Origin of the sequence: Paenibacillus thiaminolyticus, from assembly GCF_007066085.1 — a bacterium.
In the GTDB taxonomy this organism is placed as follows: Bacteria; Bacillota; Bacilli; order Paenibacillales; family Paenibacillaceae; genus Paenibacillus_B; species Paenibacillus_B thiaminolyticus.
This window is the reverse complement of sequence record NZ_CP041405.1, coordinates 5,317,396-5,340,769: the sequence shown is the minus strand read 5'-3', so window position 1 is coordinate 5,340,769 and position 23,374 is coordinate 5,317,396. Positions and strand designations below refer to the sequence as shown.

Here is a 23,374-nt window from a genome sequence, read left to right as displayed (position 1 = left end):
CATTCCGTGGCGGCATAGGATGAGCGGACCGGCTGCAGTTCTTCCCTCCCGAGCCGATAACATTCGTTAAGCGCCCATAGCGGCGCTTATTTTTTGTTCAGCAATCTGGCTGCGATACGATTGGATATGCGGGGAAAGAGAGAATAGAAGCGTATGCCCAAGGCTCCCAGCCACGGCAGGTCCACTTCCTGTCTGCGCGTCTCCATGATGCGAAGCAGGTGGCGCACCACCTTCTCCGGCGGCATCATGAACCAGCGGACATTGTTCACATACTGGCCGGAAGGATCAGCCAGTTCGAAGAAGGGCGTATCGACAGGTCCCGGATTGACGGCCGATACGGCCACGCCAGTTCCCGCCAGCTCCATCCGAAGCGCATTCGTGAACCCGAGCACGGCATGCTTCGTCGCGCTGTAGCCGGCAGACTTGGGTGAGCCGATCTTGCCTGCCATAGAGGCAATATTCACGATATGACCGTCGCGGCGCGCCAGCATATGCGGAAGCACCGCCTTCGTGCAGCGCACAACCCCCATATAATTAACGTCCATCATGCCGGCGAATCGGGCCACGCTCATGTCCGTAACGCGCTCGAACTCCCCGTATCCCGCATTGTTGAGCAGGATGTCGATACGGCCGAACCGCTTCAGGACATCAGTTATGACACGTTCCACGTCATCGTCGCTCGTCACGTCCATCGTATAGACGGCATGCTCCGCTGTTATGCCCAGAACGGCGGCCTCCAGCTTGTTCCGCGAACGTCCCGTCAACACCGGAACGGCTCCTTTTGCCGCGACGGCTTGGGCGGTCAGAGCCCCAATGCCGCTCGACGCTCCAGTGATGAGCACAATTTTCCCTGTCCAATCCATTACCTGCTGCTCCTTTGGGCCTGCCTCGCCTGCAGTCCGCCATTCCTGGCGCTGCAGCTCGCCGCAGACCTTGCATCATGCGTCAGGATACAATACTGACCTTATCACTATATCCGATATGCATGAGCACATCAAACCGTCCGATGTCTCCAATAATGAGCGGCACCGCCATCGCCTGTTGAATCGGTCCCGAGTTGGAGGGGAGCAGCAATTGAGGCGGCGTGATATCAACGTGCAGCCCTTGATTGTACATCAACGTCGTCGCATTCCCGCTAATCATATTCCCCAGCTCCGAAATCGCGCTTTCTCCAATGGCATCAAGCACTTCCAGCGGGAAGCCTCCCATCATCGCCGAAGCCATCTTAATGGCAACATCTTCATTTAATCCGAACGCCACATGGCCCGATAATTGCCCTGTCATCCCTATCTGGATACGAAAATCATGAGACCCGCTCCAAGATAGCATCTCAAGCTCTCCCCGTTCCGGACGGACTTGCACGACTTGCTCAATGACTGTGCACGCCGATTGCAAAAAAGGATGAATCCACTCGGCTTTCATCTTTGTATCTTTCGCCCCTTTCCGACAATAAGGGAGTGATGTCCGAACCTCATTCGAACGTCCTACCTACCCATTTTTATATGACTATTATACTAAAAACACTCGCATCGATCACTAAAACATTTATCTCAATTTCATTAATTTTGTATATTTATATAGTTCCGAGCATAAAGAATGATTCCCTCAGCTTTATTTTTATGATAAACCGATGGATTTTGCTTATGCAATCGTGGATGACGCTGTTCTGAAGAGATTGGCGCCGTTTCAATCAAGCAATCTTCTATGACCAAAGACCTAATCTTCAAGAGCAAAATAGGAAATGCAAAATTATTCAGAAGAAAACTCCCTTCTATTTATAATAGGTATTAAGAAAGACCTTTTTTTGGGCGATAAATAGAATAGAGATGGTGTCGAATTTCCTTAATTAATGTCGAATCTGTCTGCGCAAACAGCTTAGAGGAGGGCCAGCTATGTTAAAAAGTATTAAAATGAAACTGATTCTTGCCTTTTTAGTTACGATTCTGATTCCGATTTCAATTATTGGTATTATTGTGAATAACAGTATGATCAAGGAAATCACCGCTTCATTCGTAACATCGACAACCAACGAAATCTCGCAGGTAGACGGCCGAATGGCGCTTTTTTTCGACACGGTGAAAGAAAATGTAAAGTTTCTGGCGGACAGCCCGATCATCAATCAAGCGGATGACAGCATCACCACGTATATGAAGCAAACGAAGAACATAAAATCGGCATTTGCGCAAAACGGCGGCATTGAGAGTCAAATCTATAAGGAGTTTGAGCGCTTTGCCAACACGCATCCGAACACCTCTGCCGTTTTTTTGGCGGCTAATCATGGCGGTTACGTGCAGTGGCCGGAGAAAGAAATGGCGGCCAAGTATGACCCGCGCACCCGCCCTTGGTATGCGAATGCGATGGCGAATCCGGACTTGGTCACGATTACCGATCCGTATGTCGATTCGGTTACCGGCAAGTTGAATATGAGCAGCGTGGCAGTCGTCCATGACGACAACGGCAAGCCGCTGGGCGTAGTCGGACTGGATACGAGCCTCGACAAGCTGACCGAACAGCTTCAGAGCATCAAAATCCGGGAGACCGGCTATGTCGTTCTCCTCTCCAAAGACGGAACGATTCTCGCTCATCCCCGCAATCCGGAGCTGATTTCCAAAAATATCGCGGACATCGGCGTGCCCGAATTTGCCGGTATCAAAGAAAAAGATGCGGATCACTTCGAGATTCAAGTCGATGGCACGCACTACATGACCAACTTGTATTCGTCGAAGACGACCGGGTGGAAATATTTATCTATCGTTGAAAAAAGCGAGCTGACGAAGGAAGCCGACAAGATCGCAAGGATCAATCTGATCACCAGCTCGATATGCGCCATCTTCTCTGTGCTGCTGGCGCTTGGGATGGCATTGAGCATTACGAAGCCGATTCAGACCGTCGTCGCCAATCTGAAGGAGATCAGCGCAGGGGATTTCACGGGCGAGGTCCCTGCCCATATTCAGCGGAAAAAGGACGAAATCGGCGTGCTGGGGCAGTCGCTGCAAGTGATGCAAGCCTCCATCCGCCAACTCGTCGGGGAGATACGCAGCGCCGCGAATACATTGGGTGACTCTTCGAAGCAGTTGTCCGACCACACGGCCGCGAGCACGGCTCAGATTCAAGAAGTAGACTCGATCGTCAAGATCGTCGCGAGCGGGGCCGAGACGCAGATGCGGGGCACGGAGGAAGGAGCCAAGGCGATGGAAGAGATGGCCATCGGCATTCAGCGCATCGCGGAAAGCACAACCAACATTTCCGAGACGTCCATCGATACGACCGACCAAGCGAAGCAGGGCAATATGCTGCTCCAGGAAGCGGTACAGCAGATGAATACGATCGATGAATCGGTGAAGCATTCCGGGGGATTGGTGCAGACGCTCGGCGAGCGGTCGGAGCAGATGGCCCATATCGTCGATGTCATCACCCAGATCGCATCGCAGACGAACCTGCTTGCGCTCAATGCGGCGATTGAAGCATCCCGGGCCGGGGAACATGGCCAAGGCTTCGCCGTCGTCGCCCATGAAGTCAGGAAGCTGGCGGAGCGCTCGGCCGAATCCGCCCGTGAAATCTCCGATCTGATCGAGGAGACGAGAATGGATGCCCGCAGAGCCGTGGAATCGATGGAGCAAGTGCGGGATAGCGTCGCCGATGGCATTAAAAAGGTGCAGAATTCGGGCACGACCTTCGAACGCATCCTAACGGACATTACGGATATCGCAGGCCAGATTCAGGACACGTCAGCCGTGACGGAAGAAATGTCCGCCGGCTCCGAGGAAGTGTTTGCTTCCGTGAATGAGATTGCCCACATCGCTGAGAAGAACGCGGAGCATGCCACGAAGCTGGTGAAGTTCACGGATCAGCAGCTGCTCGATATGGGCACACTGCTGAACAACGCGGAGCAGCTTAATCAGATGGCGCAAACGCTGAACCAGATGATAAGCCGCTATAAAATATAAGAGAACGCAGCAAGGGGGGTGTCCCACAAGTAGTATTTCACTACAGTGAGACAGCCCCCCTGATTTTTCAAAGCTCAACTCTCCAAAACCTGCCGAAATGCACTTTTCCATTATGACGTGTACTCCGTTACAGGGAATCCTGCAAAACGGCATCAATTTCTGACGATCCAATCGATAAAAGAAAGTGGCGAAAATTCTCATAGACTTTTCAATGGCCTGATTTTACGGGATCCAAGAGACCGCGTCGGATCCTGGGCATCATCGCCTTCAGGAAGCGTTATCGCCTTCAGGAGGCATCATTGCCTCTTTGAGACATCGTTGCCTCCTGAGGCTTGAACATGTGGAGGGAATTGCTGCTATTTTACAGGAATTTCGGCTCAACGAGTCCACATCCCGAGGAATTGCTGCAAATCTACATCATTTTAGGCCCTTTTGCTTCAAGTCGAAGCGAAACGGGTGAAATTCCTGTAGTTTTGCAGGATTCCCTTTCTGGTCAAGTCGTCCATATCGAATTGCTGTATTTGCGCAGGATTTCGCTTACCGAATAGGTGTAGAAATCGTGCCGTTATGCAGATTTCGCTTACCGGATAGACGTGTCTAGGAAAATGGTGCAGTTTTCAGGCCGTTGGAAAACCCCTATTTTTTAAGAAGGGGTGGAGATTGTCCATCTTCCTACTCAAAACTTGGCGCCCATCGCGTTTTAAATCGATTTTTTCTACGGAGAGACGAGATCCGCCACACAAAAAATGAAGTGCCACAAAATCCCTTGGACTTTCTCAACAGCCTGACTTTTGCAGGAATTTCATCAAATAGCGGCTTAAAGAGCAGAAATTGATGCATCCACGCAGCATTTCACTGCTTCATCCATCTTCCACCAGTTTGTGCGCCGCCGTTTTCCCCGCATCCACATTCTCTGTTCACTCGTCATCTCCATCATTTTCAGTGCCTGTGAGACATTCCCCTTGTTCTGGTCTCAATGAACTTCGGCTTGTCCTTTAATTGTCCAGCAATCCCCGCTGCATCGCCTTCCATACGAGCTGGGAGAACAGACTGTTCGACCAGGCGAACCACGGACGGGTGAAGATGGCCGGATCATCCGCGTGGAAGCCTTCATGCATGAAGCCGGTATCGGCATCGGTTGCTTCCAGTGTGCCGATGAGCGACACGATCTCCTCATCGCTGATCGCGGTCAAGCCCTGCATCGAGAGCGCCATATGCCATATATAGCCGTCCGGCGTATGCGGGCTGCCGATTCCCGAGGCGGCCTTGCCTTCGAAGTAGTACGGATTTTCCTTGCTGAGAATGAAGCGGCGCGTATTTTGGTAGATCGGATCTGCTGCGTCCGTATAGCCAAGATACGGAATCGACATCAGACTCGGCGTCCCCGCGTCGTCCATTAGACAGAAGTTGCCGAAGCCATCTGTCTCGTACACGTACATTTTGCCGTAGGTCGGGTGATTGTAGGTGCCGTACAGCTGGATGCCGTGCTCGATTTCTTTTTCGAGCTTGTGCATTTCCTTCACGAACGCTTCGTCGCGGAAGCCGTACTTCGCAATCTCCTGCATCTGGCGAAGCGAGACGGCCGCGAACATGTTGGAAGGAATATTGTAATGGAAATCGCAGGCATCGTCGCTCGGACGGAAGCCGGACCATGTCATTCCCGTATAGTTGACCGGCATGCCAAGACCGTCGTTGCGCAGCGTATCGATATCCGGGCAATTCTCGCGCATGAAGCGGTACGGCGATAGCTCGAAATGGCGCTGCTCCGTCTTCCAGACGTCGACGATTTTGCGCATGGCGGATTTGAAGTTCGAATCGAAAATATCGGTGCGCCCTGTTTCTTTCCAATACATATAAGCGAGACGAATCGTGAAGCACATCGAATCAAGCTCATATTTGCGCTCCCATATCCATGGGGACATATCGGTCTGGTCATTCGCATCCCAGTGCCAGTCGTTCGGGCCTTCATTGAATGCGTTCGCATACGGATCGATATTGATATAGAACATATGGCGCTTAATCAAGCCGCCGATGATGCGCTGCAAATCGGCGTCATCCTTCGCGAACGGGACATAGTGAATGACTTGCTCCACCGAGTCGCGCAGCCACATGGCCGGAATGTCCCCGGTCAGCACGAAGGTCGTGCCGTCCTCCAGCAGCTTCGTCGTCGTCTCCAGCGTATTCGGGAAGCAGTTCTTGAACTGCTTCAACAGCTTCGGGCGATGCGCCAGCTTCTGCTCGGCCTCCGCCAGCACCTGCTTCACCGCTTGGGGAAGCTCGAACTTCGGCACGTCGATTTTGGGCAATCGGAATTGTTCCATCTTGGGTATCCTCCACCTGTTCCACTTGATGTATATATCGGATGATATGCGCAGGCACGGACAGCGGAAAGAGCGAAGTCATCCGTCTGCCTTGTCCTGCCCGCGGCTCTTCTTAGTTTACATGCAAATGCGGGTTATCGCTACCCTCTGCTCCGGAACTTCATCAGCTTATCGCAAATGAATCCGCGAACGGGTCGCCGACCTGTCTCATCCACGCCTGCATCGCCTCGTCCAGGCGGCGGATATGCTGCTGCAGCCCTGGCTCCTGCGCCAGATTGCGCAGCTCCCCGGGATCTTCCAGCAGGTCGAAGAGCTGCACCATGTCCGTACCTTCGCCGGTGACGCCGGACTTCCTGTAGCGAATGAGCTTGTAGCGGCCGTCCTTCACCATCCGCTGCGTGTCCTTGTACAGCGCATAGACGGTATTCCGCTCCGCGCCGGCTTCTCCGCGGAGCAAGCCTGCCATGCTGCGTCCTTCCACGGACGCAGGAACAGGAATGCCGGCCAACTCGCATAAGGTCGGATAAATATCCATCTGATACACTTGCCCGCTTACCGGCCCCTTGGCCGGCACGCCAGGCCCTGCCATCAGCCACGGGATGCGGATGCTGTGCTCGTACAGATTCTGCTTGCCCATCAGACCATGCTGCCCGACGGCGAGCCCGTGGTCAGACGTATAGACGACGATAGTGTCGTCCATTCGTCCGGTCTCCTCCAGCGCCTGCATCAACCGCCCCATCTGCGCATCCATATGGGTGATCATCGCGTAATAATCGGCGATATGGCGCCGAACTTCATCCTTCTTGCGCGGCAGGCCCGCGAGCCCTTCGTCCCGGATATGCATCTCTCCATTGTCAAAAGGATGCTCCGGCAAAAAATTGCCGGGCACGGTGACGCGATCGCCCTCATAGTGCGACCCATACGGCTCGGGTGCCGTCCGCGGATCATGAGGTGACGTATACGCGACATAGAGGAAAAACGGTTCCTCCCGGTCATACCTCCGGATGAACGCCTCCGCTTCATCCGTGAACAGCTCGGTCGAGAAGGTGCTCTCGACGGTGCGCTGGGAGGACGCATAGCTTCCCGTCGGATCATAGCTATAGACAGGGACCTCCCGATGATGGCTCATTCCGCCGAAGAAGATGCGGTTGCCGCCGGCAAAGCTGCGGTTGAAGCTGGCGGTGTCATTATGCCACTTCCCGACCGCATAAGCATAGTAGCCGTGCTGTTGGAATGCCTCGCCCAAGGTGCGCTTCTGCGGAGACAGCGTCATCTTCTCCACCGTGTCGCCCAGCTCCTGCTTCACCGTCGCCCCGAATATCGAGGAGCCTGTGTTCAGGCAGGCCCGGCATGGCGAGCATACCGCTCCGTCCATCCCGCCAATGATGTTCGTGCTCTGGTAGCTGACACCGCGCTCGGCCAAGCGGTCCAGCGTCGGAGTCAGGACCTCGGGGTTGCCGTGCGCCCGAATCGACTCATACCGGTGGTCATCGGCGACGAGCACGATCACATTCGGCCGCCGCGCGGAATGCTTATCCATCATTCATCCGCCCCTATCTGCTCATTATGTCGATAGACGGGGGTCCGTTAGCCTTTGACGGCCCCCGCCGTCATCCCTTGCATAATTTTCTTATAGAATGCGAGATATGTCAAAATGACCGGCAATACGACGATAACCATTGCGGCCATCATTTGCGGATAGTTCACGGTGAACTGTCCGTTGAAATTCGTCAGACCGACCGGCAGCGTCCGCAGCTCCGGGCTCTTAATCAGCACGAGAGCGAACGGGAACTCGTTCCAGGCGCCCAAGAAGTACAGGATGATGGCCGTCGAGATGACCGGAAGACACATCGGAAGCACGATCGTAAGTACCCGCCGCGTCGTGCTGCTTCCGTCAATCGCCGCCGCTTCCTCCACCTCGAGCGGAATCGATTTGATGAAGTTCTCGAACAGGAATATCCCCATCGACAGGTTGAAGGCAACATACGGCAGCACAAGCGTTATCCGCTTATCGAGCAGCCCCAGCGCCTTGAACTCGACGAAGACCGGGATAAGCAGCCCGTGAATCGGAATGAGCATCCCTGCCAGGAACATGAAGTAGACCACATTGCGGCCCGGGAACTCGAAGCGCGCCAAAATATAGGCGGCCAGGAAGCTCAGGACGACCGTGAAAATAACCGTCAGCACCGTGACGAATACACTGTTCACGAAATACGTATCCATTTTCCCGATGCGGAAGGCGTCAATATAGTTCTGGAAATTAAGCGACGTTGGCAGCGAAATAATATTAAGGTTGAATTCCTGCTGGGTTTTCAGCGAGGAATAGATCATCCAGATGACCGGGAATATGCAGGACAACGACATGACCCACAGGAACAGGTTGATCAAGAACCGCGGAATGTACCGCATCGCTTTAGTCATTGTTCTTCCCTCCAATCAAGCGGCTCAACAGGATAAGGAAGACGCTGAGCACCATAATGCCGATGGAGATCGCACTGCCGTATCCAAGCTTGAACGCTTTGAACGACGTGTCATATGCATATTGCGCCATGACTGTGGACGAGTTGCCCGGTCCGCCACCCGTCATGACGAAGATGCTGTCGAACGCCTTCATGTTCCCCGCAATACAGAGCATCACGGCAATTTTCATCGTATCCTTCAGCAGGGGCAGCGTAATGTACATCGTCTTCTTGAAGCCGGTGGCTCCATCGATCTCCGCCATCTCGTACACTTCCCCGTTGATGCTCTGCATCGAAGCCATAAATATAATCAGGTAGAAACCGATATATTGCCACACAATCGGTGCTGTTACGGAGTACATGACGACGTTCGGATCGTCCAGCCAAGGCTTGATCCAGGATTCGAGCCCCAGGGAAGTCAGCAGCCAGTTCAGCAGCCCCGCGTCATTATTGAAGATCATGGACCACAGGAACCCGATGACGACCGAGGACAGGACGACGGGAATAAAGATGACGGTCCGGTGGAATTCGCGCCACTTCACCCATTTGTTCATCAGGAATACCGCGATGACGAACGCGATCCCGATCTGGCCGACGACACTGAAGCCGACAATAATTAAGTTATTGAGAAAAGCGCCCCAAAATTTCGTATCTTGAAGAAGCACCTCGTAGTTGCGGAGCCCGATCCATTCCATCTTCGGTCCGCCCGACCATTTATAGAAGCTGTATCGCAAGGCGAGCACCAGCGGAACAAGGACCATGAACGCGTACAGCAGCACGCTTGGCAGCAAATAGGCGAAAAATGTCCATCGCTTGGGCCGAATCGCGGAGTTATTCATCACGGCTCTCTCCTCTCTTTTGCATATGCAGAACAACAGACAAGACAGACTCCTCCCGAACATGGCGTTCAGGAGAAGGGTCCGTCCGTCTTCTATCCAACTGTTGCATCTCTATCTTTGTATCTTGTGTGTATCTTTGTTATAAGCCAGCTTGGCGTTCAAGCCGGGATTACATTTCGTTCTCGTATTCCTTTTGCATCACTTCAGCCGCTTTTTCTGGCGTCACCTGACCGATGAGCATTTCCTGCATCGCAGAGTTCATCGCTTCCGTCAGACCTGGGGACAGACGGGAATCGTAGATAGGAACATATTTCGTCGTTTCAAGCAGCTTCACCATTTTTTTGGTAAGCGGGGACAGATCCAACTCGTTGATATTGTCCACCTTGCTGGAAGGAATGTCGCCGTATTTCAGAATGACTTCGGCTGCTTCCTTGTCGGACAAGGTTTTCATCAGCTTGGCGATATCGTCGAGCTTCGACTCGTCGATGTTGGCATTGATGGCATATGCCCATCCGCCGCCGCCGGATACGCCGTTCTGGTCGCCCTTGGCGCCATCGATAGCCGGGAAGACAGCCAATTCCGTCTTGTCCAAAATCTCTTGCGGTCCGCCGGTCTCCACCGCGTTGCTCGCCCAGGCGCCCTCGATGAACATCGCCGCCTTGCCGTTGTAGTAGAGCGTCTTCATCTGATTGTTGTCGATCGAGTTCATGTCGTTGTTGAACGATCCGCGCTTGGCCAGATCCTGGAACAACGCCAGCGCTTCCACGAATTCCTTATCCGTGAACTTGGCGCCCTTGTGGTTCGCGAGGCTCTCGAACCATTCCGTTCCGGTGAAGCGATCGCCCAGCGTCGACATGTAGCTGGAGTTCGCAAGCCATTTACCTTTGTTGCCGAAGGCAATCGGCGTAATGTTCTGGGCCTTCAGGTTGTCGATCAGTTTCAGGAAGTCACCCCATGTTTTCGGGAATTCGGAGAATCCGGCATTGGCAACCAAATCTTTGTTGTAATAAATTACATGGGTCGGTCCGCCCGAAAATTGAATGCCGTAGGTTTGGCCGTCGACTTGGTACGTATCGAGCGCGCCGTCTACGAAGCCGTTCTTCCAATCCGGATCTTTATCCAACAGATCGTCAACCGGTCTTACCAATCCGTTCTCGACGAAGGTCGTTACCATCGAGCTCTTCATCAGGAATACATCTGGCAGCTCGTTGGCAGCGGCCAGCGTCTTGATCTTCGTCTCGTAGTTGTCATGCGACTGAATCTCTTGATCCAGCAGAATGTCCGGATTATCCGCCGTGAACTTGTCGAGCAGCTCCGCTTGATGAAGCCCGCCGCCTTCGGCGTTCTTGTCGAACATATGCATGAACGTAATCGGATCGGACGGGCCTTTGTCCTTGCCCGACTCCGCAGCCGGCTTGGACGAGCCGCAGCCAGCCACCGCTACCGCCAGACAGCTGATCAGCAGAATCGACGTCCAACGTTTGATGCCTTTTTTCATTTTTGTACACCCCTTTAAGTTGTGCGATCATTATGATGCGACCGTTTACAATTCTAATTATAGGTAATCGGACCCGGCTCGTAAGTAGAGGATTATATCAAATTATCCGATTTTTTAACCTTCTTCCCGTCTGTGCGGAACTGTGACCAAGGATGGGAGACACAAATAAGGCAAAGCCGGCGCCGCCAGCCTTGCCTTATTGTATTCTGCCCCATCGGCCGCATCATTTCTCCTGCCCGCTATGCCGCTACAATTCATTGCGGTACTGCTTCGGAGTAATGCCGGTATATTTTTTGAAGATATGCGCGAAATATTTATAATCATTATAACCTACTCGCTCGGCTACCTCGTATACCTTGAGCCCGACATCCTTCAGCAGCTGCTTCGCCTTCTCGACCCGGAGCTTGTTCAACCATTCCGAGAAATGCTCCCCCGTCTCTTCCTTGAAGACACGGCTGAAATAGTTCGGGGTGACATAGACCTGCCCAGCCACGTCCTCCAGCTTCAGATCCTGGGCATAGTGCTCTTGCATATACTGGATCGCCACCGCGACGATATTGCGGTAGCGCCCGGTCTTGTGGCGGGTAAGATGATCCACGAAGGAATCGAAGATACGGCCGACCCAGCTCCGCAGATCGAAGATCGTCTCGTACTTGTGAACCTCCTCGTACGGCCGCAGCAGGACTGGCTCCAGCTCGCTGCGCTGCACCCCCATCTGCTCCACATGGTTCGTCGCCAGCACGATCAGCTTCACGCACAGCGATCGCACATGCGGATAAGATGCGCCCGCTTCTGCAAAATGCCGGAACCAGGTGTCGAGACGGTCCTGTATGCCGGCGGTATCCAACGCCGTCAGGGATTGAAGCAGCTCGGCTTCCTCCTTGGCGGATACGAACACCGGCTCATCATGGTCCGCGTGCTCCCCCGGCTGGAAGGCGATGACCTGCCCTTTGCCCCGGTACGCCTTGCCCGACAGGGCGTTAAGCGCTTCGAGCATGCTCTCGTTCACCTGATGGAGCGAAGGAACGACGCTTCCGATGCCGATGGTGACGGATACTTTGACGAAGCGGCGGATGCAATCGCTCAGCTCCTCGCACATGGTCAGGATCCGGTGCCTGTTCATCCTATTGACGTTGAGCAGTATCGCGATCGAGCTTTCATCCATTTGGCAGAGGGCGCTCGGATACCGTTCCGTCAACAGCTCGTCCGCCACATTGTATAGTGCGAACATAAGCAGCTCCTTCTCCCGGTCTGACGCCTGGCCCATCAGGAGCAAGTAATCGTCAATATCGACGACGGCAACGGCATATTCCGGGCCTTCGAGCGTAATCTGAAGCTGGCGCGCCCGGTCCAGCATCTCCTCATCGAGCTTCGCCTCTCCCTGCAGGAGACGGAGCAGCCATTTGCTCTGGATGAACGGCAGACTCTCGCGCAGCAGCATGCCTTTATTCCGCTCTTCATAAGAGCGATCCCGCTCCTCATGAATCTGATCGCCCAGCTTGAGCATCAGCTTCGTTAAGTCCTCGGCGCCGACTGGCTTGGTCAAATATTCGCTGACGCCGATTTTGAGCGCCTGCCGCGCATAGTCAAAATCGTCATAGCCCGAGACGATGATGATCTTGACCTGCGGCTGCCGTTCGCGCAGCGCCGCGGCCAAGGCGAGTCCGTCCATGACCGGCATCCGGATATCCGTCATGACGATATCGGGCTCCATACGGCCAGACAGCTCCAACGCCTCCTGCCCGTTCTTCGCTTCGCCCACGATCTCGATGCCGAGCCGCTCCCAATCGATGGACGTTCGTATGCCTTTGCGGATGATCATCTCATCGTCAACGATCAATACTTTGATCATGTCCCTGTTCATGCTGGCTTGCCCTCCCCGTAGCGCCAAGGCTGGATGATTTCTGCGATCGTCCCGCCTTCCTTCCTGTTCATGAAGGTTACCCCGTACTCCTGACCGTAATAGAGCTGGATGCGGTCGTTCACGTTCTTGATCGCGAACCCCCGGTTATTGCCGCCGCTCTCGCGCATCAGCCGTTCCATCTCCGCGATATCGACCCCGGTGCCCGTATCCTCAATGCGGAAGACGAGTTGTTCGTCCCGCCGGAAGATGCGAACGCGGATCGTTCCCGGTTCGCCCAGCTTCTCGATGCCGTGAACGATCGCGTTCTCGACGAACGGCTGCAATATAAGCTTCACGGTCATTCCGTTCAGTGTATCTTCTTCATCGACCTCCAGCGCGAAATCGATTAATTCTTCATAGCGCCTGCGTTGAATAATCATATAATTCGTTACGTGATTCACTTCATCCCGCACCGTCGTTAGCTCCTTGCCGCTGTTCAGGCTGAGGCGGAACAGCTTGGAGAGCGCCTCGACGAGCTGGGCCGTGTCATACGCCTTCTCCATGCGGCTCATCCAGTAGATCGTATCGAGCGTATTATAGAGAAAATGCGGGTTAATCTGCGCCTGGAACGCCTTGAGCTCCGCTTCCTTCTTCTTGAGCTCCGCCTCATAGACAAGCTTGATCATCTCATGCAGCCGCTCGTTCATGCGGTTGAAGCTGCGGCCGAGCAGCGTAATCTCATCGTTGCTCCCGATTTCGACCCGTCCCTGGAACTGGCCCCGCTCGACCTTCAGCATCAGGCTGCGGAGCTGCCGGATCGGGCGAATAATGCGGCGGGAGAACAGAAGCGCCGTAATGACGCATAGGGCGAAAGAGATCACCATCGCCAGCAGCATCAGCTGCGGAATCGCGCTATTCTCCTGGAGCACTTCATTCAGCGGTACCGAGTGGACGATCTGCCAGCCGGATTTGCCCAGGCCGGCGTAGGTTACCAGATAGCGTTGACCGCCCATCGCGACCGTATAGTATCCATGACCGCCCTGGGCCTCATTGTCGTAGTCGAGTTCCGCCGGGAGCCGGGAATAGACATGCGCATCCCCGGTCGAGGCCAGCACGAGCCGCTCCTCATTGAGCAAATAATAGTTATCCTGCGTACCGATGCGCTGCTGCTTCATCAGATCGCGCACATACGGCAGGTCGATGTTGATCTGAACCATGCCCAGCCGGCGGCCGACATTATTCACATCCCGGATCTCGCGAATGAAGGACAGCATCTCATGCCCGCCCCGCCTCTGGACGAACCAGAGCGGCTTGCCGCGCAGCCGCTTCACCTCATCGAGCATCAGGCCGTCCAAGCCGATAGCTTCAGGCGAGGTAGAGAAGGTCATGCCGTTCTCCCCCCGCAAATATATCGAATGAATGAAATCCTTCATATTGATAAGATGAAGAAAAAAGCGTTCCATGACCGCCTGCTCCTTCGCGATATTGTCCTGCGACTGGGTTCCGCTGAGCAGGAAGCGCCGCACCTCATCCGATTGAATCAGGAACAGCGATGTATCATGCACGTAATCCGTCATGAACTGAATATTCAACCCGACCTGGGTCACGGCATTCAGATCCGACGCCGATACTTTTTGCTCTACGATCTCGGATGATTTCCAATAAGAGAACAGGCCGATGAGCAGAATCGGAATACAGACGAGCAGGACGGTAAATCTCAATATTTTCGATTGCAGACTGACAAAGGGCTTCATGCGCCCCATATGCATCGTCTCCTTTTCCAAGCTTGCACGCGAGGCCGTATCCCTCTTCTGCGGCCCGGCATATACATCAACGGTTCCCATTATACAAAAAGGTTGACAACTTTGCCTAGAAAGCGTCATCTTGAACTTAGAAACATTACTTAGAAACGTTAGAAACAGTGTTCAAAAGCGGACTAGGCGAACAGCTCGGGAAGCTGGTAAACAGGAGAACGATGAACTGACAAAGGAGATACTATCGATGCCGAATGTGTGGACGCATTTGCTGTTCGGCCAGGAGGCGCTCGCCGCGGCGGGCCTTGGCCGTTCCATTGAAGAGGACCGGAGCCGGCGGCTGTTCAATCTCGGCTGCCAGGGGCCTGATTTTTTATTCTACCATCATTTTTTCCCGTGGCAGCCCGCGAGCGTCATGAACGAGTTGGGAAGCGCGATGCATAATGAGCATTGCGGTCCGTTCCTTACCGGTCTGATCCGCGCGGCAAGCCCGGATCTCACCACCGTGGAGGATAGCCGCGTATACGCGCTCGGCTTTCTGCTTCATCATATTTTGGATCGGAATATGCACCCGTATGTGTTCTCCCGCTCCGGATTCCGGAAGTGGGATCACCAGCGGTTCGAAGTATTGATGGATACGCATGTGCTGCAGGATAAGAGAAGCATTCCGTCGTGGAAAATTCCCGTATGGAAGGAGATCGAGGCAGGCCGTTCCATGCCGGCCGCTGTCATTCACCATTTGTCCGAGCTGTCGCGGACCTATTATCCGAAGCTTGCCGCAGGCGTCGCGCCATCTTCGTGGAACGCCGCTTACCGGGCGATGATTCGCGCGCAGAAGCTGTTCCATGACCCGACTGGCGTGAAGCGCCGTCTCGCCGGCAAGCACCTCGATCCGTTCGTCTACCGCAAGGTGACGCCGCCTTACGATGTGATGAATCTCGCCCGCCGGCCGTGGCTTGATCCGACGGGAAGCGGCGAGCACTTCGCGACGACGGTATGGGAGATGTGGGATGCCGCCCGGACGGATGCGGCCGCCGCCTTGGAGGCCGTGAAGAACTATTGGCACGCCCGCAGGACGGAGGGGGCCGGCAGCGCCGGTGCGCGCCATGCCGATGCCGCCTTGACGGCTGCCATCGGCAACCGCTCGTATGAGACCGGGCTGCCCCTGGATCAGAACCGGGCAATTACCGTCGAGGATCCGATATGGGATGAGGACGACGGCCGTTGAAAGGCCGCACACACATATTTTTCCGCTTGTTCTCTCACACTAGCCTTGATAGGAGCTGAGGAACATGAAAAAGGAACAGGAGAATCAAGAGGCAGCTTTTCATACATTGACCGCCGAAGCGGCCTTGCAGCGGCTTGGCTCGCGCCGGGAAGGCCTGACCGGGCAGGAAGCGGAGCAGCGGAGGCAGCAATATGGGCGCAATCTACTCGAGGAGACGGCCGGCCCGTCCCTGCTGGCGAAGCTGCTGGCCCAATTCAAGGACGTCATGATTCTCGTCCTGCTTGCCGCCGCCATCGTCTCCGGCCTGTTGGGCGAATGGACCGACTCCGTCATCATTCTCGTTGTCGTCGTCCTGAATGCCGTGCTCGGCGTCATTCAGGAGCAGAAGGCGGAGCAGGCGCTGAGCGCACTGAAGCAGATGTCCACGCCCCATGCCCGCGTCATGCGCGGGGGGCAGGCACTCGATATTAAGGCCGAAGAGCTTGTCCCCGGCGACATCGTCCTGCTGGAGGCCGGCAATGTGGTTCCGGCCGATCTGCGGCTTATCGAATCCGCCTCGCTGAAGATTGAAGAGGCGGCATTGACCGGGGAATCGGTCCCGGTCGAAAAAGGGACGGACCCGTTAAGCGAAGCCGATCTCGTGATCGGGGATCGCATCAATATGGCCTATATGACGAGCCACGTCTCTTACGGCCGGGGCCTCGGTGTCGTTACCGCCACCGGAGGCGCCACCGAGGTCGGTTCGATCGCGGGCTATTTGTCGCAGGAAGAGGATGAGGTCACGCCGCTTCAGCGCAAGCTGAACGAACTGGGCAAAACGTTCACCATCATTATCGTGATCGTCGCGGTCGTTATGTTCACCGTTGGGCTTATCGAAGGCAGGGAGCTGTTCGACATGCTGCTCACCTCCATCTCGCTTGCGGTGGCGGCCATTCCGGAAGGCTTGCCTGCCATTGTCACGATTATTTTGGCGCTTGGCGTGCAGACGATGGCCCGGCGCAAAGCAATCATCCGCAAGCTGCCTGCAGTGGAGACGCTCGGCAGCACAGATATTATCTGCTCGGATAAGACGGGAACCTTGACACAGAACCGGATGACCGTCAAAGAGCTCTTCGCCGACAATACCCTCCGCTCATCCGGGGAAGAGTGGAGCCGGACTCCCGCGGCCGAACGGCTGATGCAGGTGATGGTCCTCTGCAATGACGCCCGGCTAGCGGATGCCGGTGGAGGAAATACGGCCGGGGCGATCGGCGATCCGACCGAGACGGCACTGATCGACTATGCCCTCCTGAACGGCATCGACAAACGAGAGGCCGAACGGCGCTTCCCGCGGATCGCCGAGCTGCCGTTCGATTCGGAACGCAAGCGGATGACGACCGTTCATCAGCTGCCCGCTGAGGAGAACGGAGAAGGCGGGAGCCGATGCCGCATCATGACGAAGGGCGCGCCTGACGTGCTAACGGCCCGTTGCACCCATATTCTTCAGGACGGCAGCGTCGAACCGATGACAGACGAGCACCTCCAGCGCATCGCCGCCGCCAATAAAGCGATGGCTGACAAGGCGCTGCGCGTACTGGCCCTCGCCTACCGGGATGCGGAGCGGGTGCCGGACAACCTGACAGTGGATGCCCTCGAGAGCGATCTCGTCTTCGCCGGCCTGGTCGGTATGATCGATCCGCCGCGCGAAGAAGTGAAGGAAGCGGTTCGCATCTGCAAGCTGGCCGGCATTCGCCCCGTGATGATTACGGGCGATCACGGGGACACGGCCGCCGCAATCGCGAAGGAACTGGGCATCATCGACAAGGATGGCGCAGTCCTGACCGGGGCGGAACTGAGCCGCATCGATGACGAAGCGTTCGAGGCGGAGGTGGAGCAATATTCTGTCTATGCCCGCGTATCGCCCGAACATAAGGTCCGGATCGTGAAGGCGTGGAAGAAGAAGGGCAAAATCGTAGCCATGACAGGTGACGGAGTAAATGATGCTCCGGCCTTGAAGGCAGCCGATATCGGCGTCGGCATGGGCATTACCGGCACCGATGTGGCGAAGGGCGCTTCGGATATGGTGCTGGCGGACGACAATTTCTCGACGATCGTTCTCGCCGTCGAGGAAGGACGGAAGGTATACAGCAACATCCGCAAGACGATTCAATATTTGCTGTCTGCCAATCTCGGCGAGGTCGTCACCCTGTTCGTGGCGACGATGCTGAACTGGAAAATTCTCTTTCCGATTCATATCCTGTGGATCAATCTGGTCACCGACACGCTGCCCGCGCTGGCGCTCGGCTTCGAACAGGCCGAAGAAGACCTGATGAAGCAGGAGCCGCGCCAAGCCTCGGCCAGCATCTTCGCCGGTGGCATCGGCGTCAGCCTCGTCTATCAGGGGCTGCTCGAAGCCTTGCTGACGCTGCTCACCTATTACTGGGGACATACGCATTATTCCGAGGATGTGGCGATTACGATGGCCTTCGCCACGCTGGGCTTAATCCAGCTCACGCATGCGTTCAATGTCCGCTCCAACAAGCAGTCGCTGTTCCGGATCGGTTGGTTCACGAACCGGAAGCTAAATATCGCCGTGATTATATCCGGGCTGCTTATCGTGCTCGTCATCGCGCTTCCGTTCCTGCGCGAGCTGTTCAGTGTCGTAGCGTTGAACCGCCAGCAGTGGCTCATCGTCGCCGGCGCCTCGCTGTCCATGATTCCGATCGTGGAAATCGTGAAGCTGTTCTCCCGCAGACGGGCAAGCGGCACGAACCGGGGTTAATAAGCCGCAGTACTCTCCGGCGGCCGCTTCGACGGGCCTCACTGCGCCAAGCCAGCAGGGCGTGGCGGCCTAGCTTCAGGAACGGAACCAAGGGCGTCTGCCGCACTCGCAGCATGACGCCCTTAACTTTTTTCCACGCAATAGTCCCTTTCTGTTATCCGTCTCAATTCACCGGAACGCCGGGGGCTGGCGGATTGATCGAGCCTCCCGTGAACAGGCTCTCTTCCTGTTCCGCCTCTCGGCGCCCCTTCTCGATATCGACGAAGACAAGGAGCAGAATACCGATAATGAAGAAGGCGAGAATCGATAAGATCGCCAAGCGGGTGGATCCGGTCAGCAGGCCGACCATCCCGAATACGGCCGGGCCGATGGAAGCCGATACTTTGCTCGACAGGCTCAGGAAGCCGAAGAACTCGGATGCCCGGCTGCGCGGCACCATCTGGCTGAAGACGGAGCGGGCCACGGCCTGGCTGCCGCCTTGAACCATACCGACAAGGAAGGCCAAAATATAAAAATGAAGCGCGGACGTCATGAAGTAGCCAAGGAACACGATGACGATATACGTGCTGAGCGAAATATAGAGTGATCGCTTCGATCCGAGCTGTCTGGCGAACTTCGCGAACAGGAACGTGAACGGGATGCCCACGAACTGCGTAATGAGCAAGGCAATAATGAGATGGCTCGTCTCGATGCCAATCTCGGCGCCATAGATGGCCGACATGGCGATGATGGTCGATATCCCGTCATTGAAGAACCAGAAGGATAAAATATATTTCAACAGCTCCGGATAGTGCTTCACCCGCTTCAAGGTGTAGAAAATACGGCCGAACCCATGCTTCGTGTAATAAACCGCTGAGCGCCGTTCGATTCGGGCCGGGTCGCGCAGCGTGCGGAACAGCGGCAGCGAGAACAGAAGCCACCAGACGCCGACGGTCAGGAATACGGCCTGGGTCGCCGCCACCTTGCTGGCGAAGCCGAACGTCTCCCACAATTCCAGCATCACAATATTGACGGCCAGCAGGGCCCCGCCGCCGATATAGCCGTACATATAGCCTTTGGCAGAGATTTCGTCCCGTGCTTCGGGCGGAGCGATATCCGGAAGGAGCGAGTCATAGAATGTATTGCCGCCGGAAAAACCGATCGTGGCGAAGACGAACAGCACCGATACATACAGCCAGTCTCCTTCACCCGCGAACACCATCAGGATGCAGGCCAAGGCTCCCATCCAGGCACACACGCGAAGGAACGCCATCTTCCGCTGGGACAGATCGGCCACCGCCCCCAGTATCGGCGACAGCACCGCAACCAGAATCATGCCTATCGTCTGGGTGAAGGCCCAATAGCTGGTCGCCTGATGTCCAGGCAGATTCGAGGCGGCTACGGTCTGGTAAAAAATCGGCAGCACCGCCGCCAGCATCGTAGTCGCAAAAGCGGAATTCGCCCAATCGTACATCATCCAACTGCGAACTTCTTTCGTACGCATTGCGTGTCCCCCTAATTTCAACTTATCATCTCCGCATTCCGCTTCGATGAGAGCGCCTTCATTTATTGTGAGGCATCGCAGGCTGGCGGGTCAACTGTTTCAAATATTAAGTTTTCGCAACGGACCGGCCCCCATGCTTATCCAAAATTTTTTCGCCCGGTTGGTTGTATTTTCCCCTCCTTCATTGCCTATAGAAGTGAAGGCATGCGTACACATAAGCCTAGTAACTGAAATGGGGCGCAGCCTATCCATAACAGGGAGTTGATCAAGGATGAAAAACGTTCTGTATGTGCCGCTCGACGACCGGCCCGTTAATTTGGATGATGTGATTATGCAAGGGCGCTCGGCAGGTCTCAACGTCATCACCCCTTGCCGAAGCGATATTCGGAATCGGCTGGATACGGAAAAAATAGCCGCGGGCGGAATCCTGGAAAGCACGTCTTCCCCGGCTGTCGGCCATCCGGACAATATTCGGCGCTTTATTCTCCGTCACGCCGGGGCGGCGGACGGGTTTATTATCTCCACCGATATGCTGGTCTATGGAGGATTAATCGGCAGCCGGCGCTTAAGGGCGAATGGGGGCGGCATCTACCCCGATTACGACCCTGCGGCGGCGAAGCGGCTGGACGTCATTCGTCTCGTGAAGCAATCGTGTCCGGGCAAGCCGATCTATGTTCTCGATACCATCATGCGGTTGGCGACGACGACGTTCGTGGATGGTCTGACCTATGAGGCTTATACGGAGTCGCGCAGCTTCATGCAGCAGCCCCGCAAGAGCTTTACCGCGTTTGACGATATTTTGCAAGGGTATGACTTGTCCCCAGACGGGTCTTATGGGGGCACCGTTCATTTCGACAAGGAACAATATTACAACGCCCGCCGGCATAAATTCAAAACCAACTATTATATTCTGGAGCAGCTGGCCCGGCAGGGTTATATCGACTTCCTGGCGATCGGCGTTGACGATGCTTATACGCAAGGCGCGCAGCTCAACGAGATTCGATTCATCGAAGGGCGCATCAACGCTTGGCTCGGCGGCGGAGCCAGCGGACAAAATCCCGACCGTGCCATTATTCTTCCGGATGCGGACGGACTGGGGCATGCGCTGATGGCCCGCATGGCGAACCAATTGCATCGCGGCGGGACCAAGCCGCGCTACGCGGTGCGCTATTACGGGCCTGACGGATCCACCATCACGAGCCCTTACGAATATATGAATGTGGATGACAATATCCGGCGCCACGTCGATATAATCGGGGGCCAGCGTGTCCCTTGTTCACCAGATATCGAGATCATTGCCATTACTGCCCCGGAGCAGGTGTCCGCCGCCATAAGCCGGTTGGAAGCGAATGTGTCGAACCGGATTCCGACGGTCGCCATCGATTTCGCGGGGCGAGGTCCGGCCAACGCCGCCGTGACCGAAGCGCTGCTGGACAGCCGGCATACGGGATGCCTGCTTGGATACAGCGCCTGGAATACTCCGGGGAATAAGATCGGGATTGCACTAGGCATGGGGCAAGCGCGCTATGCCTTCCTCGTTACGGAGAATCGTCCGGCAGCCCTCGATCGGGCCGTCAATGCACATGGTTCACTGCTGTTCAAGCGTTTCCTGAAAGACTATTATTATAAAACAACGGCAATCGGCGAAATCCGTACCTATTCGAGAAAGCACTGCATGTATTCCAACATTGCGTCCATGGCCGACCAGAACATGCGCCTCTTCAATACGGCGGCCGATTATGCCTTCCTTCTGGCGATCCTCCGCACACGTATGCAGACGCATACTGCCACCCTTGCCGGCAAAAACGCATTTTTGGCCGGCTGCCCGGGAGCTGCGCAAAATGTACGGCAAATTCGCGGGTCTCTCTGGTCCTTGGCGGCCTACTCCCATGTATCGCTGGACGATGACAACCCGGACTTCATGTGGGGGCGGGCCTTCGAGATCACCTTGCAGCCTGCCGCAGCATTGCACTGAGCCTTGACCTCAGCATTGCATTAAGCTTGGACCGCAGCAGCCCGTTCCGTTGACTGGAGCGGGCTGTTTTGGGAGCCCGCCGTCACAGTTGGTTCAACCAGGAGGCGCTAGACCGGACGGTTCTCCGGCACAAAATGCCGGCTGAATCATTATGCGTGAAATGGGGAAAAATTCGGACGTACCTGCTTGCACAGCATGGAAAAAGAAGCACACATTGCTCCGGCCAGCCGCTTCCTCTATAATCTAAGATATATAATGACAAAACAATTTTATTGCTATGTTATTATTGATAAATATTTTTATAATCTTGGCATTTATGATTCATGTCATTGCACGGGAAAGGAGAGCTTCAATGAATTTGAGCCAATTGGAAACGCTCATCACGATTTCCAAGACAATGAGCTTCCGCAAAGCCGGCGAACTGCTGAACCTGACTCAGCCTGCCGTATCTGCGCAAATCAAGAGCTTGGAAGATGAGTTCAAGACCATTCTCATTGATCGCAATCAGCCGGTTACGCTGACCGACAGCGGCCGGTTGTTTCTTGAACAAGCCGAACGCATACTCCAAATCGTCGATGATTTGAAGCAAAAGCTGAACGATTTGCAGCAAATTCCGCAGGGTCATATCGTGCTTGGAACGACGACATCGATTGCCATTCAAATTCTCCCGCGGGTGCTTTCCTATTTCCAGGATCAATTCCCGCTCATCAAGACCTCCATCTTGTCCATGTCCTCAACCCAAATCATGAGCCAAATCGAAAATGGCACCTTGGATATCGGAATCGGGTATTTGAATGAGCAGAATCCGAATCTTGTCTCTTCCGTTCTGTACTACGACACGTTCGAACTGGTTGTCAATGCGAACCATCCGCTAGCCGAGCATAAGCATGGCACCATGGATCTGCTGCGGGATATCCCTCTCATTATGCTGTCCACCGACACCCTCGGCCGCCGGTTCGCGGATGAGACGTTCCGCCGTCACGGCATTCAGCCTCATATTGTGATGGAATTGAACAGCAGCGAGGAAGTGAAGCGGATGGTAGAGCTGAATCTTGGCGCAGCCATCATCTCGAAGCTGTCCGTCAGCAACGAGCTGAAGCGGGGAACCCTGCAGATTGTACATATCCATGAGTTGGAGATCGCCCATCCGGTCGGCGTCATGTACCGTACGGGCCGATATTTGAATTCCGCGATGCAGCAGTTCCTGAATGACCTGAAAGGCATGCCGGAAACGCAATTCATCGGGTCAGAATAGGAGGAAAAAGA

At 55.1% G+C, this 23,374-nt stretch carries 15 protein-coding genes; 5 read left to right on the top strand and 10 right to left on the bottom strand.

Annotated features, from left to right (window positions below; genetic code table 11):
* Positions 1-86 precede the first annotated feature (86 nt).
* The gene (locus FLT43_RS23690; protein ID WP_087440761.1) at positions 87-863 is read right to left on the bottom strand and encodes an SDR family NAD(P)-dependent oxidoreductase; all 777 of its coding nucleotides are present in this window, start codon (positions 861-863) and stop codon (positions 87-89) included.
* A gap of 82 nt (positions 864-945) precedes the next feature.
* On the bottom strand, positions 946-1,422 hold the full coding sequence (locus FLT43_RS23685; RefSeq protein WP_087440762.1) for a chemotaxis protein CheX: 477 nt from the start codon (positions 1,420-1,422) through the stop codon (positions 946-948).
* Between the two features lie 470 nt (positions 1,423-1,892).
* Here FLT43_RS23685 and FLT43_RS23680 point away from each other — a divergent pair, with 470 nt between their 5' ends.
* Positions 1,893-3,947, top strand: a complete 2,055-nt coding sequence (locus FLT43_RS23680) for a methyl-accepting chemotaxis protein (RefSeq protein WP_087440763.1) — start codon at positions 1,893-1,895, stop codon at positions 3,945-3,947.
* Positions 3,948-4,942: 995 nt separating this feature from the next.
* Here the strand turns inward: FLT43_RS23680 and FLT43_RS23675 are convergent.
* The 7 genes from FLT43_RS23675 to FLT43_RS23645 all read right to left on the bottom strand — a co-directional run bounded on the left by FLT43_RS23675 (position 4,943) and on the right by FLT43_RS23645 (position 14,670).
* Positions 4,943-6,268, bottom strand: a complete 1,326-nt coding sequence (locus tag FLT43_RS23675) for a glycoside hydrolase family 125 protein (protein WP_087440764.1) — start codon at positions 6,266-6,268, stop codon at positions 4,943-4,945.
* A 163-nt stretch (positions 6,269-6,431) separates the two neighbouring features.
* Positions 6,432-7,811, bottom strand: a complete 1,380-nt coding sequence (locus tag FLT43_RS23670) for a sulfatase family protein (protein WP_244194042.1) — start codon at positions 7,809-7,811, stop codon at positions 6,432-6,434.
* A gap of 44 nt (positions 7,812-7,855) precedes the next feature.
* Complete coding sequence (locus tag FLT43_RS23665) at positions 7,856-8,689, bottom strand: carbohydrate ABC transporter permease (protein ID WP_087440765.1); 834 nt, start codon at positions 8,687-8,689, stop codon at positions 7,856-7,858.
* Positions 8,682-9,566 (bottom strand): carbohydrate ABC transporter permease, encoded by an 885-nt coding sequence (locus tag FLT43_RS23660; protein ID WP_087440766.1) that lies wholly within the window; start codon positions 9,564-9,566, stop codon positions 8,682-8,684. The genes FLT43_RS23665 and FLT43_RS23660 overlap by 8 nt, the downstream gene beginning before the upstream one ends.
* A 169-nt stretch (positions 9,567-9,735) precedes the next feature.
* Positions 9,736-11,064 carry an extracellular solute-binding protein gene (locus tag FLT43_RS23655; RefSeq protein ID WP_087440767.1) on the bottom strand — a complete coding sequence of 443 codons (1,329 nt, stop codon included), beginning with the start codon at positions 11,062-11,064 and terminating at the stop codon, positions 9,736-9,738.
* A gap of 247 nt (positions 11,065-11,311) precedes the next feature.
* Positions 11,312-12,928, bottom strand: coding sequence for a response regulator transcription factor (locus FLT43_RS23650; protein ID WP_087440768.1), 1,617 nt, complete (start codon positions 12,926-12,928; stop codon positions 11,312-11,314).
* Positions 12,925-14,670 carry a sensor histidine kinase gene (locus FLT43_RS23645; protein WP_244194043.1) on the bottom strand — a complete coding sequence of 582 codons (1,746 nt, stop codon included), beginning with the start codon at positions 14,668-14,670 and terminating at the stop codon, positions 12,925-12,927. Before FLT43_RS23645 ends, FLT43_RS23650 begins: the two co-directional genes overlap by 4 nt.
* 238 nt (positions 14,671-14,908) lie before the next feature.
* On the opposite strand from FLT43_RS23645, the gene FLT43_RS23640 reads away from it, so the two are divergent.
* Complete coding sequence (locus FLT43_RS23640) at positions 14,909-15,889, top strand: zinc dependent phospholipase C family protein (RefSeq protein WP_087440770.1); 981 nt, start codon at positions 14,909-14,911, stop codon at positions 15,887-15,889.
* 64 nt (positions 15,890-15,953) lie between these two features.
* Positions 15,954-18,650 (top strand): calcium-translocating P-type ATPase, SERCA-type, encoded by a 2,697-nt coding sequence (locus FLT43_RS23635; RefSeq protein ID WP_087440771.1) that lies wholly within the window; start codon positions 15,954-15,956, stop codon positions 18,648-18,650.
* A gap of 163 nt (positions 18,651-18,813) precedes the next feature.
* On the opposite strand, the gene FLT43_RS23630 is transcribed toward FLT43_RS23635, so the two are convergent.
* On the bottom strand, positions 18,814-20,133 hold the full coding sequence (locus tag FLT43_RS23630; RefSeq protein ID WP_087440772.1) for an MFS transporter: 1,320 nt from the start codon (positions 20,131-20,133) through the stop codon (positions 18,814-18,816).
* 271 nt (positions 20,134-20,404) lie between these two features.
* Between FLT43_RS23630 and FLT43_RS23625 the strand changes: the two genes are divergently transcribed.
* Together FLT43_RS23625 and FLT43_RS23620 are read left to right on the top strand one after the other, a co-directional pair.
* The gene (locus FLT43_RS23625) at positions 20,405-22,108 is read left to right on the top strand and encodes a DUF4127 family protein (protein WP_087440773.1); all 1,704 of its coding nucleotides are present in this window, start codon (positions 20,405-20,407) and stop codon (positions 22,106-22,108) included.
* Between the two features lie 352 nt (positions 22,109-22,460).
* Positions 22,461-23,363 (top strand): LysR family transcriptional regulator, encoded by a 903-nt coding sequence (locus tag FLT43_RS23620; protein ID WP_087440774.1) that lies wholly within the window; start codon positions 22,461-22,463, stop codon positions 23,361-23,363.
* The last annotated feature ends 11 nt before the right edge of the window (positions 23,364-23,374 follow it).

What these genes read in the sequence shown, in the direction of transcription:
- FLT43_RS23690 (WP_087440761.1), bottom strand. Translation starts at nt 863, where the DNA reads ATGGATTGGACAGGGAAAATTGTGCTCATCACTGGAGCGTCGAGCGGC.
- FLT43_RS23685 (WP_087440762.1), bottom strand. Translation starts at nt 1,422, where the DNA reads ATGAAAGCCGAGTGGATTCATCCTTTTTTGCAATCGGCGTGCACAGTC.
- FLT43_RS23680 (WP_087440763.1), top strand. Translation starts at nt 1,893, where the DNA reads ATGTTAAAAAGTATTAAAATGAAACTGATTCTTGCCTTTTTAGTTACG.
- FLT43_RS23675 (WP_087440764.1), bottom strand. Translation starts at nt 6,268, where the DNA reads ATGGAACAATTCCGATTGCCCAAAATCGACGTGCCGAAGTTCGAGCTT.
- FLT43_RS23670 (WP_244194042.1), bottom strand. Translation starts at nt 7,811, where the DNA reads ATGATGGATAAGCATTCCGCGCGGCGGCCGAATGTGATCGTGCTCGTC.
- FLT43_RS23665 (WP_087440765.1), bottom strand. Translation starts at nt 8,689, where the DNA reads ATGACTAAAGCGATGCGGTACATTCCGCGGTTCTTGATCAACCTGTTC.
- FLT43_RS23660 (WP_087440766.1), bottom strand. Translation starts at nt 9,566, where the DNA reads ATGAATAACTCCGCGATTCGGCCCAAGCGATGGACATTTTTCGCCTAT.
- FLT43_RS23655 (WP_087440767.1), bottom strand. Translation starts at nt 11,064, where the DNA reads ATGAAAAAAGGCATCAAACGTTGGACGTCGATTCTGCTGATCAGCTGT.
- FLT43_RS23650 (WP_087440768.1), bottom strand. Translation starts at nt 12,928, where the DNA reads ATGAACAGGGACATGATCAAAGTATTGATCGTTGACGATGAGATGATC.
- FLT43_RS23645 (WP_244194043.1), bottom strand. Translation starts at nt 14,670, where the DNA reads ATGGGGCGCATGAAGCCCTTTGTCAGTCTGCAATCGAAAATATTGAGA.
- FLT43_RS23640 (WP_087440770.1), top strand. Translation starts at nt 14,909, where the DNA reads ATGCCGAATGTGTGGACGCATTTGCTGTTCGGCCAGGAGGCGCTCGCC.
- FLT43_RS23635 (WP_087440771.1), top strand. Translation starts at nt 15,954, where the DNA reads ATGAAAAAGGAACAGGAGAATCAAGAGGCAGCTTTTCATACATTGACC.
- FLT43_RS23630 (WP_087440772.1), bottom strand. Translation starts at nt 20,133, where the DNA reads ATGCGTACGAAAGAAGTTCGCAGTTGGATGATGTACGATTGGGCGAAT.
- FLT43_RS23625 (WP_087440773.1), top strand. Translation starts at nt 20,405, where the DNA reads ATGAAAAACGTTCTGTATGTGCCGCTCGACGACCGGCCCGTTAATTTG.
- FLT43_RS23620 (WP_087440774.1), top strand. Translation starts at nt 22,461, where the DNA reads ATGAATTTGAGCCAATTGGAAACGCTCATCACGATTTCCAAGACAATG.